The following is a 15,792-nucleotide window of genomic DNA, read 5'->3' on the forward strand; positions in this document are numbered from 1 at the left end:
GTCGTTTATAGTTTATTGGTTTTATCATTGGTTAAGATCTATTTCGGCTTAGTAGCACTTATATTTTCCCCTTTACCACTCATTGGTTCTTTAGTTTCTTTGGCTCTTGGCGGTATGAGACTCGTTCTTAGAATAGTTATAGCCCTTAGCTTACTTTTGTTGTCGCTAAGTCTATTTTTAGATAGTAAAAAAAATGATCCGGATTCGCCCCTTATAGAACATTGGCTCCGGTTAGGTTATCATTTTCTGTTGATGTTTCTTTAGGAGATCCAGTTTAATCCAATTATTACGAAGGGGAGACCAAACATGAGAAAGTATTTGAACATGTTTCGGATCCTGTATCTGATTCTGTTGCTTTTTGTTCTTGTGAACTTTATATTGAGCTTCTATGGTTATGCCTTTACACCGCTCCTGTGGAATCCCTGGCTGTATCTTGGAGCTGTGACGGCTTTTAGTCACATCTGGTATCGCTTCTATCGAAAACATGCTCCAAATTGGAAGAATCTCGTTAGTGTTCTTTTGAGTCTCTTTGCTAGCCTGATCTTGGTATTTGCTATTGAGCTAGTCTATTCCTTTGATGGCCATGGTCCGGTAACGATTCACTCGGAATATTATTTAAAAGAGAAGTCAATTGTCTTTCAGAGAGGCTCTCTTTTGGATGCCTATGATGAATACCATGAGCTGGTAAATCCCTTTGTGATGAAAAAAGAGATAAAGAAAAAAGTTTATATTGATTAATTGTCAATATCATAGAAAGGAAATATATGTCACGTACAACGCCTACTATACTGTGCAATCTTTGCATGGTCGAAGATCTTGAAAATGGGAAAGTAGTCCTCCAATACCGCTCACCTGAAAAGACTCACTGGGCTGGCTATGCTTTTCCAGGTGGCCATATCGAAGAAGGAGAAAGCCTTGTAGAATCCGTCATTCGTGAAATCTACGAAGAGACAGGACTGACAATTACAAATCCAAAACTGGTCGCAGTCAAAGACTGGCCACAAGATGAGGGCGGCCGCTACATCGTCTTTTGCTACAAAGCGACAGAATTTACAGGCCAGCTCAGATCGTCTGATGAAGGAGAAGTTTATTGGGTTGAGAAGGACCAATTAGAAAGGTTGGACTTATCTTACGACATGCTTCCTCTGCTGGAAGTGATGGAAGACCCAGATTTGTCCGAGTACTATTATCGAAAACGGACAGACGACGACTGGGAAAAATTAAGATTTTAAGCAAAGAGCTAGAGGGATCTAGCTTTTTTTGTTTCTAAGGTGAAAGAAGAAAGAATATTCCATTCGTGCTTGAATCTGCTCAGAAAAAGTACTATAGTATAAGCATAAAATACAATTGTAATCTTTCATACTGTGAATAGAAAGAAGGCAAGATATGAAATTACAATTTAGAATCCTTATAGGAATTTGCTTCTTGATCGGTGCCTTAGTCTTTGCCTTTCAAAAGGAATGGTTATACGCTTTGCTGTTGCTTTTAGTTGGGGCTTCTTACCTTTATAAAGGAGTGCGTCGATGAAGACTGAGTGTTTAAACATCAAGGGGCTAAATGTTTGGTATAAAAAAGACAAGCCCATTATAAAAGACGTGAATTTGCTTGTACCCAATCATTCTGTAGTAGGGTTGATTGGTCGAAATGGAGCTGGGAAGACAACCTTGCTAAAAGCTTTAAGTAGTGTCTTTGATCATCGGCAGTATGCAATTGAGACTGTTACCTTAGAAGATAAGGCGACCTCATTTCATACGAATTTCTATAAGAGCCGCACCTATACAGTTTTTACTGAAAACAATAGTTTTTTAAACTGGGATTTTGTTCATTATTTTAATTTTGTCTGTCGTTTGTATCATCGAAAGAGAGATGAAAAGGTATTGCAGGACCTGATCTCAGGTTTTCATTTTGAAGAATTTCTCAACACCGATATCGGTAGTTTGTCAACGGGAAATAAGAAGAAAGTCTTCCTGATCACAGCTTTCTATCTCAAACCTCCCCTCCTTATTTTGGACGAACCATTTGATGGCCTTGATTTTGATGCGACAGAATTTCTATATGGTTTACTATTGCAGTATAAAGATGAAGGCGCTATTCTGATGAGTTCGCATATTGCAGAGAGTATCGTTCGAGTCTGTGATACAGCTTATTCTATTGAAGGTGGTCACCTAGACGCGATTGAATCGAATTTAGAAGATTGGTTTCATGACGTCAATCGTCAGAGGGGGTAGAGCATGCTACTAGCTATTTTTAGAGATTTGGTGTCTAAAAATCGGTTCTTCTTGTTCTTGACTTCCTTAGCCTTTGCTCTTTATTACCATGTTGTTGGGGCCAAATTTTCTACGAGCTTTCAAGTCTTATTGATCAGTACGGCTATTGTCACTGCTCTATCAACCTTTCAATTGTTGTATTCCTACTTTTCGATGGACAGGGTCCAGGCCTATTACCAGCTTCCTTTGTCTCTCAATCGTTTCAAAGGTTCTTTTCTGACGGTAACCTTTCTTCTCAATTTACTAGAGCGCGTGCTGTTATTGATCCTCTTTTTAGGAGTCAGGTTAGACCTGCTACAATCCTTTAAGCTCGTCCTCCTTTCTCTACTGGTGATACTAAGTGTGTTTTATGTCTTTATCCAGTTCAATACCAGGCCTAGTTTTCTAGGAGGAGTGCTCATTTCTGTAACGACTGTTCTTACAGGATCTTCTTTATGGGTCCAACAAGTGTCCTATATGATCTTACTTTCAGCCTTCATTGCTGTCTTTATTTTTAAAAATGAGGACTTGATCGCGATTTCAAAACATGATCAGCTGCTCGTCGCAAAGAGAAGAAGTGGCAATTATTTTTGGATTTCCTTGTTTCAAGAGCGTTATTTTTCCATCAATTTTGTCTTTACTCTCATCTTCCTCCTTCTCATTCTGATACAGGATTATGAGGCTCCATTAAAAATCATCATCCTTTTAACAATTGCTTCTGTCAATACGCCATTAACCACTCTCATTTCTGCTGATAAAGATTTGATTGATCATGTCAAGTCCCTACCTAAGAGTCGGTTCTTTTACTTGATGTATTACCGTGTATTGCTGACTTATTTCCTATCTGTCAATCTATTTGTAGCTCTGTTATTAAAAATGGTGGTCATGCCTGACTTGGGGATTCTATTTCTACTAGGAGTGATGATTCTAGCAGTAGTTGAAGCTGTTTTGCACTTACTGATTGAAATCTATTTCCCTTTAAGAAAATGGAATTTAAAGAGGGAATGTTGGAAGCACCCAAGAAAATACATTGTTCCTAGTATCGTCTTCTTACTTAGTTGGAGTCTCCTTTTCTGCTTCTAAGGAATTGCCCCTTTGCTTGTATCTGCTTCTTAATTGTAGTATGATAGAGGAGTTGAAAAGATGCTAGAAAAGGTGGCAAGTATATGAAAGATTTTCACTTTGATGCAATTGCTGCATTTGAAAATTATGAAATCGAAAAGATGAGAGATGGCCATGTAGTGGTGACAACCAAGGTCGTGGAATCATCGCTCAACTATTATGGAAATGCGCACGGAGGCTATCTATTTACCCTGTGTGACCAAGTCAGTGGGTTGGTCGTGGTTTCTCAAGGGGTCGATGGGGTGACCTTGCAATCCTCGATTAATTACTTGAAAGCAGGGCGTCTGGGTGATGTCCTCACGATCCATGGCGAATGTGTCCACAGTGGACGGACGACTCGAGTTGTGGATGTCGATATTACCAATCAAGATGGGGCCAATGTCTGCAAGGCAACCTTTACGATGTTTGTTACGGGAGTAAGAGATGAATCCGCACAAGTACGCATTTAAAAACTATATTTTTGATTTTTATGGAACCTTGGTCGACATCGAAACCGATGAGTCGAGTCCCATTTTATGGGATACCATGGCTCAGATTTACCAATCCTACGGGGCAAGTTACACAGGAGAAGGTCTGCGCCTGCGTTATAGAGAGTTGGTGCAACAAGCCGAAGAAGACTTGGCTAAGGAAAAACAAGTTGCCTACCCAGAGATTGATCTGACGGTTATCTTTGTACAATTGTATTTAGAAGGTCATCCAAGTGGGAATAGTGTTGCCCACCTCAAAGAGTGGGGGCGTTTGATTGCGCGGACTTTCCGTGTCCTTTCTCGCAAGCGGTTGGAGCTTTATCCTCATACGAAAGAAGTATTAGAGGATATGAAAGCTGCAGGTTGCCGAATCTTTCTCTTATCCAATGCCCAAGCAGATTTTACCAATCCGGAGATTGATTTGGTTGGTTTGAGAGAGCTTTTCCATGCCATTTACTTGTCGTCTGACACAGGTATTCGCAAACCTCAGCCAGAGTTCCTCTTGGCAGTCATGAAAGAACACCAGTTGAACCCTGAGAAAACTGTCATGGTGGGGAATGACTTTACAACAGATGTCGCTGTTGCCCAAAGTATCGGGATGGAAAGTATCTTGATCAATACCTTCCCTTACTCTGATGCTGAACTGCGCGAGAAGAATCAAGCAGGCGTGCGCGTGATTCGAGATATTCAAGAATTGCAGGAAGATTAAAAAATATCATCTAAGTAGGGAGGCCAAGTCGCCTCCTTTTTTTATGAAAATGCTACAGTCGAGCAGAATTTGTCAAATTTTCGCTTTCATGGTATACTATGAAAGTTAATTTGAATAAGGAGATAAAAATGAATAACTTACCAAACTGTCCAAAATGTAACTCTGAATACGTCTATGAAGATGGAGCGCTCTTGGTATGCCCAGAGTGTGCGTATGAATGGAACCCAGCTGAGGTCGAAGAAGAAGAGGGTGTCGTAGCGATTGACGCCAACGGAAATAAATTGGCTGATGGCGATACGGTGACCTTGATCAAAGATTTGAAAGTGAAGGGTGCACCGAAGGATTTGAAACAAGGGACGCGCGTGAAAAACATCCGTATCGTGGAAGGAGACCACAACATCGATTGTAAGATCGATGGCTTTGGTGCAATGAAGCTCAAATCAGAATTTGTGAAGAAAATCTAAAGATAAGAGGAAGGGCCTAGCCCCTTTTCTTTCAGGAGAATACTATGAAATTCAAACTATTATTTAGCTATCGTTTTCTATTGTTTATCTTAAGTGTACTCGGTGTTTATCTGCAACTGACCAAGCATGGTGGCTTTGGCATGATGCTCTATTACACCATTTTATCTAACATGTTGGTCATGTTCTTTATGGGAGACATGGTTTGGCGCATGGTTCGAGGTCGTTCGACCCAGACCCAAGGCTACCTTCGCATGAAGGGGGCAGTGACTATGGCTATTATGATTACCTTTGTCATCTACCACTTTATGTTGGCGCCTCTGGCGACACCAGAGAAGTTTTATCGTTTGGAAAACTTCCTCTGTCATTACATCGTTCCTTTGATGTTCTTCTTTGATACCCTAGTGATTGACAAATCCAAGCAATACCGTAAGCTCGATCCCTTCCTTTGGACCTTGATTCCACTGGCTTACATGCTCTTTGCCCTTCTCAATGGATTGGTCTTGAAGTGGCCAATTCCAGGTGCAAAAGATAGTCCCTTTGCCTATTTCTTTATCAATGTTAATAAATACGGCTGGGCCTTTGTGGGCAAATGGGTGGTGATCATCTTTATCGCCTATCTCTTAGCTGGCTATGTGCTCTATGGGATCAAAAATATCAAGCGAAAATCGGCTGTTTCTTAGTAAAAACCGAACATTATTCAGACGAAAAGTCGGGTTTTTAAATTTTTTTGAAAAATGTTGAGTTTTTTCTTGCATGTCGTTTGAAACTGTGATATAGTTATCTCAATTAAATAAATCCTTTAATCCTGTCCCGTGAGGCAGGCAAGGAGACTGTGAAAAACAATGGCTAGGACCATAGGGCGAGACTCTATCCTCTTAGACCATCCATTTGCTGAACCTCCTTGAAAAAGGAGGTTTTTCTTTTACAACTAAGGAGGACTGAATGAAAACCAAAGAAGTCGTTGATGATTTGACGATGAAACGGGCCATTACCCGCATCACCTACGAAATCATTGAACGAAACAAAGATTTAAGCCAGATTGTGCTGGTGGGGATCAAGACGAGGGGTGTTTACATCGCTCGCCGGATCCAAGAACGTCTCTCTCAGCTGGAACAAATCGATGTCCCTGTAGCAGAACTAGATACCAAGCCTTTCCGAGATGACATGAAGGCGACAGAAGATACAACGGTTTTACCAGTTGATATCGCTCATAGAGAAGTTATCTTGATCGATGACGTCCTCTATACAGGTCGCACGATACGCGCTGCCATTGACAATCTGGTCAGTCACGGTCGTCCTGCTCGAGTGAGTCTTGCGGTTCTCGTCGACCGTGGGCATCGGGAGTTGCCGATTCGTCCGGACTTTGTTGGGAAAAATATCCCGACAAGTAAGTCAGAGGAAATCATTGTCGAGATGGTGGAGCTAGACGGTCAAGACCGCGTCCTCATCAAAGAAGCTTAAACAAATTGTAAACTATTTGCATTCACATTATAAAAGGAGAATCAACATGTCTGAAAATCAAATCGCTCTTAAAAACCTTGTCTCAATGGAAACTCTTACCAATGAAGAAGTAATGGCATTGATCAAACGTGGGATTGAGTTCAAAAACGGAGCTAAAGCAGCCTACGAAGACCAACATATCATCTCAAATCTTTTCTTTGAACCTTCAACTCGTACCCACAAAGCCTTTGAAGTGGCAGAGTTGAAATTGGGATGTGATCTCCTTGACTTTGATGTGAAGACAAGCTCTGTGAACAAAGGGGAAACACTTTACGATACCATCTTGACCATGTCAGCTCTTGGAGTAGATGTCTGCGTCATCCGTCACCCTGAAGTGGACTACTACAAAGAATTGGTTGAAAGCCCAACGATCACAGCCTCTATCGTCAATGGTGGGGACGGTTCAGGTCAACACCCAAGCCAAAGCTTGCTTGATTTGATGACTATCTACCAAGAATTCGGTCACTTTGATGGCTTGAAAGTTTGTATCGCCGGTGACTTGGATCACTCACGTGTGGCAAAATCAAATATGCAAATCTTGAAACGTTTGGGAGCAACCCTCTACTTTGCAGGTCCAGACGAATGGAGAAGTGCGGAATTTGAAGACTATGGAACCTTCGTCACTATCGATGAAGTCATTGAAGAAGTAGATGTCATGATGTTCTTGCGTGTGCAACACGAACGTCATGATTACGAATCACTCTTCTCTAAAGAAAACTACCATCGTCTTCATGGCTTGACTCAAGAACGTTATGACCGTATGAAAGATACTGCGATCTTGATGCACCCAGCACCAGTGAACCGTGACGTTGAAATTGCGGACCACTTGGTAGAAGCTCCTAAATCACGCATCGTAGAACAAATGACCAACGGTGTCTTTGTCCGTATGGCCATCATTGAAGCCGTCCTTAAAGGTCGCGGTGCAAAATAAGATAACCGACAATTCATTGAAAGGAAAGAAAGAGGACAGAGTAGATCGCTACATGGAATCTGACTTTCCTTTTTTTGAGGAACTATGATAAAATTGGATTAGAATAAAAGAAGGGAGGGGTTCGATGAAACGATTATTGGTCCTAGAGGATGGGACTGTATTTGAAGGAGAAGCCTTTGGTGCAGACCTATATGTGACGGGTGAGTTAGTCTTTACCACAGCCATGACAGGTTATCAAGAATTGATCACGGATCAGGCTTTTAGTGGCCAGATTCTCTCCTTTACCTTCCCGGTTATTGGTGCAGCAGGGATCAATCGGGATGATTCTGAATCCATTACACCCACTTGTTTGGCAGTAGTGGTTCAGCATCTGGTGGAGATGCCGAGCAATTGGCGGCAGCAGATGACCTTGGATGAATTCTTGAAGCGAAAAAAAATCCCTGGTATTGTAGGAATTGATACGAGGCAGGTGGCAAAAATTGTCCGCAAGTATGGACGGATGAAGGCAACTGTCATTAACAAGGGGGATTCGATCGAGCATATCCTGGATCAGTTGCGAGCAACGGTTCTTCCCAAAGACCAAGTGCGTCAAGTCTCGACAAAAACGGCCTATGCTGTACCAGGTTTTGGAAAGAGTATTGCCTTGATTGATCTAGGGGTCAAGCACTCTGTCTTACGCCAGCTGAGTCAAAGGGACTGTAACGTCACGGTCTATCCCTATGATATCTCTTATGATGAACTGATGGAACAGCAGCCCGATGGCGTTATTTTATCCAGTGGGCCTGGCGATCCCCATCAGGTGAAAAAACTTTGTCGCTTGATCAAAAAGCTCAATGGTCAGATTCCGATCTGGGGCATGGGCTTGGGAGCTCAGCTGCTGGCTCAAGCCTACGGAGCTGAGCTAGCTCCCATGGAAGTTGGGCATTTCGGTTTAAATATTCCTGTGCGTGAAATTGCGACTGGAAAAATCGAGATAACCAGTCAAAATCACTTGTATAGTATCGCACGCGATAGCCTACCCCATGATTTATTGGTCACGCATGAAAACGTCAATGACCATAGTATTGAAGCTTTTCGTCATCGTTACCAACCGATTTTAGGGGTTCAATTCCAAGTGGATGCGAGTCCAGGGCCAAGGGAAAATCTCTATTTTTACGATGAATTTTTAGAATTGATTGATGCCAAAATTCACGAAAGTAGAAGGGAGAAGGAATGATGAAACAAAACCAGAAATTGCTTCTCCTTTGTGGAGATTCTTATCAGGATATTAGCCTCTTGGCTGCGGTAAAGGAAGCAGAAAAACTGAATGCCAAGGATGGGGATGCTCTTGTCCTTTACCTGGGCGAAGAAAATGCTATTACACAAGAAGCTGCAGATCAGGTTGTAGTCAGTAAGCTCAAGCTGGATGCTTTTAGAACGACTCTTCTTTCTTATACAGGATCCCGTTTGCTCTTAGCCTTTGCGGATAAACAGATTTTGAACCTCTTGTTTCGATTGGAAGAAACTGGATTTTTCAAAGACGCATCGATTAGGATTATCGGGCCGAGCCTTCAACGTTACCGGACCTTTTATCAGCAGGCGGATCAACGACGCCTCTTTCAAGAGTTAGGCTATCAGGTACCCGCTTCCGCACTGGTTGGTTCTGTTCGAGAAGCCATTGAGTTTTCTGAAGGCATTCAATTTCCTATTATGATCTGGCCAGTAGCGAGTAAGCAAGGGCAGGGTCGAAAGATCGCTCATAACCTGGATGACTTGTGTGAAGCCGTGGAGACGGGACTTTCGGTTTCTCCAAGTCAGCAGTGTTTGCTGGAGTTTTCGACCTATGGCTTTAAGGAACTGGATTTTGTAGTCATGCGGGATCGTGAAGACAATCACTACCTGGTGGCCTCTATTGAAAGCATTGATCCTGTTGGGATTCACTCCAGTGACTCTTACCAATTCATGCCAGCGGTTACCCTGACTGACCGGGAGTTTCAAAATCTTCGTGAAGCGGCGATCCATATCAGTCGCTATCTGAAGCTGACAGGAGCCATTTCCATTAAGTTTGCTCTAGATCCGACGAGCTATGCTTTTTATATCTTAGAGGTTAATCCATTTGCTTCAGATAGTATCTCGATGGCCTCTATGGGCTTGGGCTATTCCTTGTTTGAGCAAGGCGTGCAGCTGCAATTGGGGCGCTCGCTCGAGCATTTGCCTCACCCCTTATTACAGGATCTAAAGGCTGTCTATGAACCCAGTCTAGACTATATTTTCTTTAAGATTCCGATCTTTTCAGATGCTGCACAGAATGCTCGTCTCAATACACAAATTCACTCTTATGGGGCAGTTTATGGATTTGGGAAGAGGATCGATGAAGCTTACCAACAGGCCTTAGAAACCATTAAAGATAAAAAACTGCTGACTGTCTTTCCTGAAGAAATGAGCGATGATGAGTTAATCCAAAAAATAGCTCGTCATATGCCCCATCGGCTCTTCTATATCTTAGAGGCTCTGAAACGTGGTTTTGAGTTTGAGGAACTCTTGGATTTAAGTAAATTATCCCCTATTTATTTGCAGGTCCTAGCCAACTTTGTAGCGATGGAAAAAGGAGCAGAAGTTGCAACAAGCCCAGCCTTTCTTCCGGTTGAGCCATCAGCTGGCTTATATGAGGTCAAAGCGGGAGCAGCCTATTATCTGACCCAAAATGGAACCAATGAATCATTGGGTTTGGACGCGGCTTGTGTCTTGGTGGATGATCTAGAAATCTGTGATGAGCGTTTTTACCAAAAGGTGAGAAAGCAGGCGAAAGAACTGATAGAAAAAGGACAACAGGTGATCTTACTCACCAATCGTCCTTTTACAGAATCTTTGGCAGATAAAGTCTATTATCTTCCTATTAATGAGACAAGCCTTCACCTAATTCAGACCATTGATCAGGTCAAAGATATTGTCAAGCTTTCTAACCTACAATAAAGGATCCGGACAATCTATCCGAATCCTTTTTGTTACTTATTTTTTGGTCACAATACCGATAATGGTATCAACTGCGCGTTCCATGGTTTGGAGGCTAACGTATTCAAAGCGACCATGCATATTTTCACCACCGGCAAAGATATTTGGTGTTGGAATCCCCATAAAGGAAATTTTAGATCCATCTGTACCACCGCGGATCGGTTCAATGATTGGAGTGATTCCAAGATCTTCCATGACTTCCTTAGCTAGGGTAATCGGTGTCATATCTTTTTCAATCACTTGCTTCATGTTATAGTACTGGTCTTTGAGGGTGAGGAGAACGCGTTCACTACCGAGTTCCGCATTCATCTGATCGGCAATAGATTTCATGAGGTCTTTGCGTTTTTCAAAACTTTCAGTTTCAAAGTCCCGAATGATGTAGCTGGCACTTGCTTCCTCGACAGTTCCATCGATGTTCATCAAGTGGTAGAAGCCTTCATAGCCTTCGGTTAATTCTGGACGTGCTCCTTCAGGGAGTTTGTTATGGAAATCAATGGCCAATTGAAGAGCGTTGATCATTTGACCTTTGGCTGTACCTGGGTGGACATTGCGTCCTTTGAAGGTAATTTCAGCTCCAGCTGCTGAGAAGGTTTCGTATTGAAGCTCTCCAAGAGGACCACCGTCGACAGTATAGGCAAAGTCTACGTCAAAATCCTCTGCATCAAATTGATCTGCGCCGACTCCGATTTCTTCATCTGGACCAAAGCCGACACGGATCTCTCCGTGTTTGATTTCAGGATGCGCTGTCAGATATTCGATAGCCGTCATAATTTCAGCTATACCAGATTTATCATCTGCACCCAGAAGAGTAGTACCGTCCGTCGTGATCAAGGTTTGTCCCTTGTAGTTGTTCAAATGAGCAAAATCAGCTGGATCCAGTGTGAAACCAGAATCCCCTAGAGCAATGACACCCCCATCATAATTCTCAACAATTTGTGGATTGACATTTTCCGCATTGAAGTCAGCGGTGTCCATGTGAGAGATAAATCCAATCTTGCGTGTAAAGCTTGGATCATTAGCTGGAAGTGTCCCAATGGCATAGCCGTTTGGCAAATAGTAGACGTTTTGAAGACCCACGCGTTTCATCTCAGGGATCAAGACGTTGGTTGCAAAATCAACTTGTGATTGGGTACTTGGAGTGGTTGTAGAGTTTTCGTCTGAACGTGTGTTAACTTTTACATAGGTAATAAAACGGTCCAACAGATTTGCGTATTTCATAATCATTCTCCTTTTTCAGTTTCAATTAATTTGTGAATAGCATGGGCCACACCATCCTCATCATTGGTCAAGGTGATGAAGTCAGCTATTTCCTTGACAGCAGCATTGCTATTTCCCATAGCGACGCTATAGCCAGCAAAACGAAGCATCTCAAGGTCATTATTGGCATCTCCAAGAGCCATAACCTGGTCTCGACTGTAGCCTAATGTTTTGCTTAATGCTTGTAAAGCAGAAGCCTTGCTCGCACCTTTTGGAAGGATTTCAAATAGGATATTCTGTGAACGAACAGTATTAAAATCAGCTTCTAATGCAGCCTCGTGCTGAGCTTGAAAGGCATCAATAGCAGAAGGATCCCCCACATACATAGCTTGAAAAATAGGAACAAGGTTGGGTAGATCCTCTTCTGAGACAGGTGTCGGTTTACTATTTACGATGCCGGCATCCATCGTAACCAGTTCACTGGCTTCAGGTGCGACTACTAGGTAATGATCCATGTCGAATAAGGTCAGCTGGACGTCTGAATCTTTCGTCAAAACATGCAACCGGTGCATGTCCTCAAGGCTTAATTCTTCCTTGCCAATGATCTCCCAATTCTTAGTCGACAAGGTTGTACACCCGTTATTGATAATCATATAGTAGTTACCATCAGGTAGTCCAATCTCTTCAAAGATAGGACGTACACCTGCTAAGGGGCGCCCCGTACAGATCACAATGTCATAACCGGCTTCATGGGCCCGGTGAAGTGCTTCAATATTTCCTTTGGATAAACTCTTGTCCTCGTGTAAGAGGGTGCCATCCAAGTCAATCGCTATTAATTGAATCATTTGATTTCCTCCAAATCAAGAGGAACAAAGCCATCAATCACTTTTCCAATCACCCCAGGTTCCTCATCTAGTGGAATGATTTGATCACTATATTTCTTATTGAGGGAAACCAGTCGAATACCGTTGGCCTCACGAAAGACACGTTTGATCAACGTTTGTCCATCAAAATCAATGGCATAAATTGCCCCTGCTTGATCATAATAGGTTTGCTTGATTAACACAACGGCACCTTTTTCGTATTTAGGCTCGAGGGAATCCGTATGAATCCAAAAAGCCAAATCGTAAGGAATCTTTTGATCAAACCAGACGATATCAGCTTGTTTCTGATTTTGATAAGCTGCAAAAGAATCATAGACAGAATAAGAGTGGTATTGCTTTTCAATTTTCTGTCTTTCTTTCTGATGGGTCAAGAGACTCTTTCCGTAAGAAAGAAGATTTTCTTGATTTCCTTCATCGAGCTGTTTATACAATCGTTCAATCTCTGAATCAATGACTACAAAATCATTGCGCAATCGAGGGTCAATATCAGCAACTGCTACCTGGAAAAAGGCTGCAATCTTCTCTAAATTTTCGGGAACGGGAAGAGAAGTTCCTTTTACATATCCAGTCAGGGTACTTGCAGGGATTCCAGTAATACGAGATAATTCGATCTGCTTTTTCCCTTGTTCTTTCAGTAATTCTCTAATCTTTTCCGATATAATCCGTAATGCCTCTTTGTCTTGAGGGCTTGCTTTTCCACGACCTCTGGCCAACGTACTCACCTCCTTGTATTTACCCTTACTATTATAATGAATTAAATCGAAAAAGTAAATAGAAATCCCTGAGAAATGCGAAAAAAGATGAATTTGATCTAAATCGGATTTTCATTTTGAATTTTATCAGATATTCCTTTACTTTTTGAGGAAAATGATCTAAGATAATACCATAGGGTTCATGGAGGTGGAGCTATGATTCGTACTGTTCAAGTCAAAGATGCAGGTCAAATTAGAGATTTATGTCACCAAGCATTGGGGTATGATTCGACCCTTGAGAAAGTGGCAGCTCAGATCAATAAATTTAATTCGCCTGATTCGGGTCATTTTTGCTTTGTTTATGAAGAGGAACAAACAGGAAATATTCTTGGTTATGTGGAAGCGGAAGTCTATGAAAGCCTCTATAGTGATGCTGGTTTAAATATTTTGGGTCTTGCGGTTTTTCCATCTGCACAAGGACGTGGGATCGGTCGCCAATTGATGGAGCGAGTTGAAGAACTTGCCAAAAGCAAGCATTATGCTTTTATCCGTTTAAATTCTGCCTCTCATCGAAAAGAAGCTCATCTCTTTTACGAACGAATAGGCTATGAGGGTAATAAAACGCAGAAGCGATTTTTGAAAATAATGAATTAAGATAGGCAAAGGCCTATCTTTTTTGTTATAATGAAGAGTACGATTAAATTTACTAGGAAGATGATTATGCCAAATTTTGAAGAATTAAAAAAACGACAAGAGAAGATTCGGAACTTCTCGATCATCGCCCATATTGACCATGGAAAGTCAACCTTGGCCGATCGAATTTTAGAAAAAACCGAAACCGTGTCTAGTCGGGAGATGCAAGCCCAACTTTTGGACAGCATGGACCTGGAACGGGAGCGTGGGATTACCATCAAGCTTAATGCCATCGAGTTGAACTACACGGCTAAAGATGGGGAAACCTATATCTTCCACTTGATTGACACACCAGGACACGTGGACTTTACCTATGAGGTTTCGCGGTCGCTCGCTGCTTGTGAGGGGGCCATTCTCGTAGTGGATGCCGCTCAAGGGATTGAAGCTCAGACCCTAGCCAATGTCTACTTAGCGCTGGACAATGATTTGGAAATCCTTCCAGTCATTAACAAGATTGACTTGCCAGCTGCAGATCCAGAACGGGTGCGCACAGAAGTAGAAGATGTCATCGGCTTGGATGCTAGTGAAGCTGTCCTAGCCTCTGCCAAAGCTGGTATTGGGATTGAAGAGATTTTGGAGCAGATCGTTGAGAAAGTTCCAGCACCGACTGGGGATGTTGAAGCCCCTCTTCAAGCCTTGATCTTTGACTCTGTTTATGATGCCTATCGTGGGGTAATTCTTCAGGTCCGTGTGGTCAATGGAATGGTTAAACCAGGCGATAAGATCCAGCTCATGAGCAATGGCAAGACCTTTGATGTCACAGAAGTTGGGATCTTTACTCCTAAAGCAGTCGGCCGTGATTTCCTTGCGACGGGAGATGTTGGCTATATTGCGGCCTCTATCAAGACTGTTGCGGATACCCGTGTCGGGGATACGGTGACTCTAGCGACTAATCCGGCAAGTGAGCCCCTACATGGATACAAGCAAATGAACCCAATGGTCTTTGCCGGTCTTTACCCAATCGAATCTAACAAATACAATGATCTTCGGGAAGCTTTGGAAAAATTGCAATTGAATGACGCTAGTCTTCAATTTGAACCAGAAACTTCTCAAGCCCTTGGTTTTGGTTTCCGTTGTGGTTTCTTGGGTCTCCTTCATATGGACGTTATCCAGGAGCGCTTGGAGCGCGAGTTCAACATTGACTTGATCATGACAGCACCGTCTGTTATCTACAAGGTCAATTTGACAGATGGAGAAGCACTGGATGTCTCAAACCCTTCTGAGTTTCCAGATCCAACCAAGATCGCTTCGATCGAAGAACCGTATGTCAAAGCACAAATCATGGTGCCACAAGAGTTTGTCGGTGCTGTGATGGAATTGGCCCAACGCAAACGTGGGGACTTTGTGACCATGGACTACATCGATGAAAATCGGGTTAATGTCATCTATCAAATCCCACTAGCGGAAATTGTCTTTGATTTCTTTGATAAATTGAAATCCTCTACTCGTGGCTATGCAAGCTTTGATTACGAGTTGTCTGAATACCGTCCTTCTAAATTGGTTAAAATGGATATCCTTCTCAATGGCGATACCGTCGATGCCCTCAGCTTTATCGTTCACAAGGACTTTGCCTATGAACGTGGTAAGTTGATTGTTGAGAAACTCAAGAAGATTATCCCTCGTCAACAGTTTGAAGTGCCTATCCAAGCAGCGATCGGTCATAAGATCGTAGCCCGTACAGATATCAAGGCCCTTCGTAAGAACGTCTTGGCCAAGTGTTATGGTGGGGACGTCTCACGGAAACGCAAGCTTCTTGAAAAACAAAAAGCTGGTAAGAAACGGATGAAGGCCATTGGATCTGTAGAAGTACCACAGGAAGCATTCTTATCTGTCTTGTCAATGGATGAAGAATAACAATTAGAGAGTGGGACAGGAATCGGTAATTCGTTAGAATTC

17 protein-coding genes are annotated in these 15,792 nt (G+C 42.4%); 14 read left to right on the forward strand and 3 right to left on the reverse strand.

Annotated features, from left to right (window positions below):
- Positions 1-306: 306 nt before the first annotated feature.
- From O3605_RS09415 to O3605_RS09470, 12 genes are all read left to right on the forward strand, one after another.
- Positions 307-738, forward strand: coding sequence for a hypothetical protein (locus O3605_RS09415; protein WP_371586017.1), 432 nt, complete (start codon positions 307-309; stop codon positions 736-738).
- Positions 739-764: 26 nt separating this feature from the next.
- Positions 765-1,232, forward strand: a complete 468-nt coding sequence (locus O3605_RS09420) for an 8-oxo-dGTP diphosphatase (protein ID WP_371586018.1) — start codon at positions 765-767, stop codon at positions 1,230-1,232.
- 291 nt (positions 1,233-1,523) lie between these two features.
- Positions 1,524-2,228, forward strand: coding sequence for an ATP-binding cassette domain-containing protein (locus tag O3605_RS09425; RefSeq protein ID WP_371586020.1), 705 nt, complete (start codon positions 1,524-1,526; stop codon positions 2,226-2,228).
- A 3-nt stretch (positions 2,229-2,231) separates the two neighbouring features.
- On the forward strand, positions 2,232-3,329 hold the full coding sequence (locus O3605_RS09430) for a hypothetical protein (RefSeq protein WP_371586022.1): 1,098 nt from the start codon (positions 2,232-2,234) through the stop codon (positions 3,327-3,329).
- An 83-nt stretch (positions 3,330-3,412) separates the two neighbouring features.
- The gene (locus tag O3605_RS09435) at positions 3,413-3,817 is read left to right on the forward strand and encodes a PaaI family thioesterase (protein ID WP_003016342.1); all 405 of its coding nucleotides are present in this window, start codon (positions 3,413-3,415) and stop codon (positions 3,815-3,817) included.
- Positions 3,792-4,544 (forward strand): HAD family hydrolase, encoded by a 753-nt coding sequence (locus tag O3605_RS09440; RefSeq protein ID WP_070505507.1) that lies wholly within the window; start codon positions 3,792-3,794, stop codon positions 4,542-4,544. The genes O3605_RS09435 and O3605_RS09440 overlap by 26 nt, the downstream gene beginning before the upstream one ends.
- A gap of 128 nt (positions 4,545-4,672) precedes the next feature.
- On the forward strand, positions 4,673-5,008 hold the full coding sequence (locus O3605_RS09445; RefSeq protein WP_003016288.1) for a zinc ribbon domain-containing protein YjdM: 336 nt from the start codon (positions 4,673-4,675) through the stop codon (positions 5,006-5,008).
- Between the two features lie 44 nt (positions 5,009-5,052).
- Positions 5,053-5,688: a Pr6Pr family membrane protein gene (locus tag O3605_RS09450; RefSeq protein ID WP_070505509.1), complete on the forward strand. Its 636-nt coding sequence runs from the start codon at positions 5,053-5,055 to the stop codon at positions 5,686-5,688.
- A 262-nt stretch (positions 5,689-5,950) separates the two neighbouring features.
- Positions 5,951-6,469 carry a bifunctional pyr operon transcriptional regulator/uracil phosphoribosyltransferase PyrR gene (gene pyrR / locus O3605_RS09455; protein WP_003001719.1) on the forward strand — a complete coding sequence of 173 codons (519 nt, stop codon included), beginning with the start codon at positions 5,951-5,953 and terminating at the stop codon, positions 6,467-6,469.
- Between the two features lie 46 nt (positions 6,470-6,515).
- The gene (locus O3605_RS09460; protein ID WP_003016291.1) at positions 6,516-7,439 is read left to right on the forward strand and encodes an aspartate carbamoyltransferase catalytic subunit; all 924 of its coding nucleotides are present in this window, start codon (positions 6,516-6,518) and stop codon (positions 7,437-7,439) included.
- Between the two features lie 124 nt (positions 7,440-7,563).
- Positions 7,564-8,655 carry a carbamoyl phosphate synthase small subunit gene (locus tag O3605_RS09465; RefSeq protein WP_070505511.1) on the forward strand — a complete coding sequence of 364 codons (1,092 nt, stop codon included), beginning with the start codon at positions 7,564-7,566 and terminating at the stop codon, positions 8,653-8,655.
- Complete coding sequence (locus tag O3605_RS09470) at positions 8,652-10,391, forward strand: ATP-binding protein (RefSeq protein ID WP_371586025.1); 1,740 nt, start codon at positions 8,652-8,654, stop codon at positions 10,389-10,391. The genes O3605_RS09465 and O3605_RS09470 overlap by 4 nt, the downstream gene beginning before the upstream one ends.
- 36 nt (positions 10,392-10,427) lie before the next feature.
- Here O3605_RS09470 and pepT read toward each other — a convergent pair whose 3' ends face one another.
- Genes pepT through O3605_RS09485 form a run of 3 tightly spaced genes read right to left on the reverse strand, consistent with a single transcriptional unit; the run spans position 10,428 to position 13,224 of the window.
- Positions 10,428-11,648: a peptidase T gene (pepT, locus tag O3605_RS09475; protein ID WP_045759509.1), complete on the reverse strand. Its 1,221-nt coding sequence runs from the start codon at positions 11,646-11,648 to the stop codon at positions 10,428-10,430.
- Between the two features lie 2 nt (positions 11,649-11,650).
- Positions 11,651-12,472, reverse strand: coding sequence for a Cof-type HAD-IIB family hydrolase (locus tag O3605_RS09480; protein WP_371586027.1), 822 nt, complete (start codon positions 12,470-12,472; stop codon positions 11,651-11,653).
- On the reverse strand, positions 12,469-13,224 hold the full coding sequence (locus O3605_RS09485) for a LexA family transcriptional regulator (protein WP_049486142.1): 756 nt from the start codon (positions 13,222-13,224) through the stop codon (positions 12,469-12,471). Before O3605_RS09485 ends, O3605_RS09480 begins: the two co-directional genes overlap by 4 nt.
- 195 nt (positions 13,225-13,419) lie before the next feature.
- On the opposite strand from O3605_RS09485, the gene O3605_RS09490 reads away from it, so the two are divergent.
- Together O3605_RS09490 and lepA are read left to right on the forward strand one after the other, a co-directional pair.
- Positions 13,420-13,857, forward strand: coding sequence for a GNAT family N-acetyltransferase (locus O3605_RS09490; RefSeq protein WP_371586029.1), 438 nt, complete (start codon positions 13,420-13,422; stop codon positions 13,855-13,857).
- A gap of 66 nt (positions 13,858-13,923) precedes the next feature.
- Positions 13,924-15,750: a translation elongation factor 4 gene (lepA, locus tag O3605_RS09495; RefSeq protein ID WP_009731117.1), complete on the forward strand. Its 1,827-nt coding sequence runs from the start codon at positions 13,924-13,926 to the stop codon at positions 15,748-15,750.
- The last annotated feature ends 42 nt before the right edge of the window (positions 15,751-15,792 follow it).

This window comes from Streptococcus sp. 27098_8_99 (genome assembly GCF_041431935.1).
GTDB classification, from domain to species: domain Bacteria; phylum Bacillota; class Bacilli; order Lactobacillales; family Streptococcaceae; genus Streptococcus; species Streptococcus parasanguinis_D.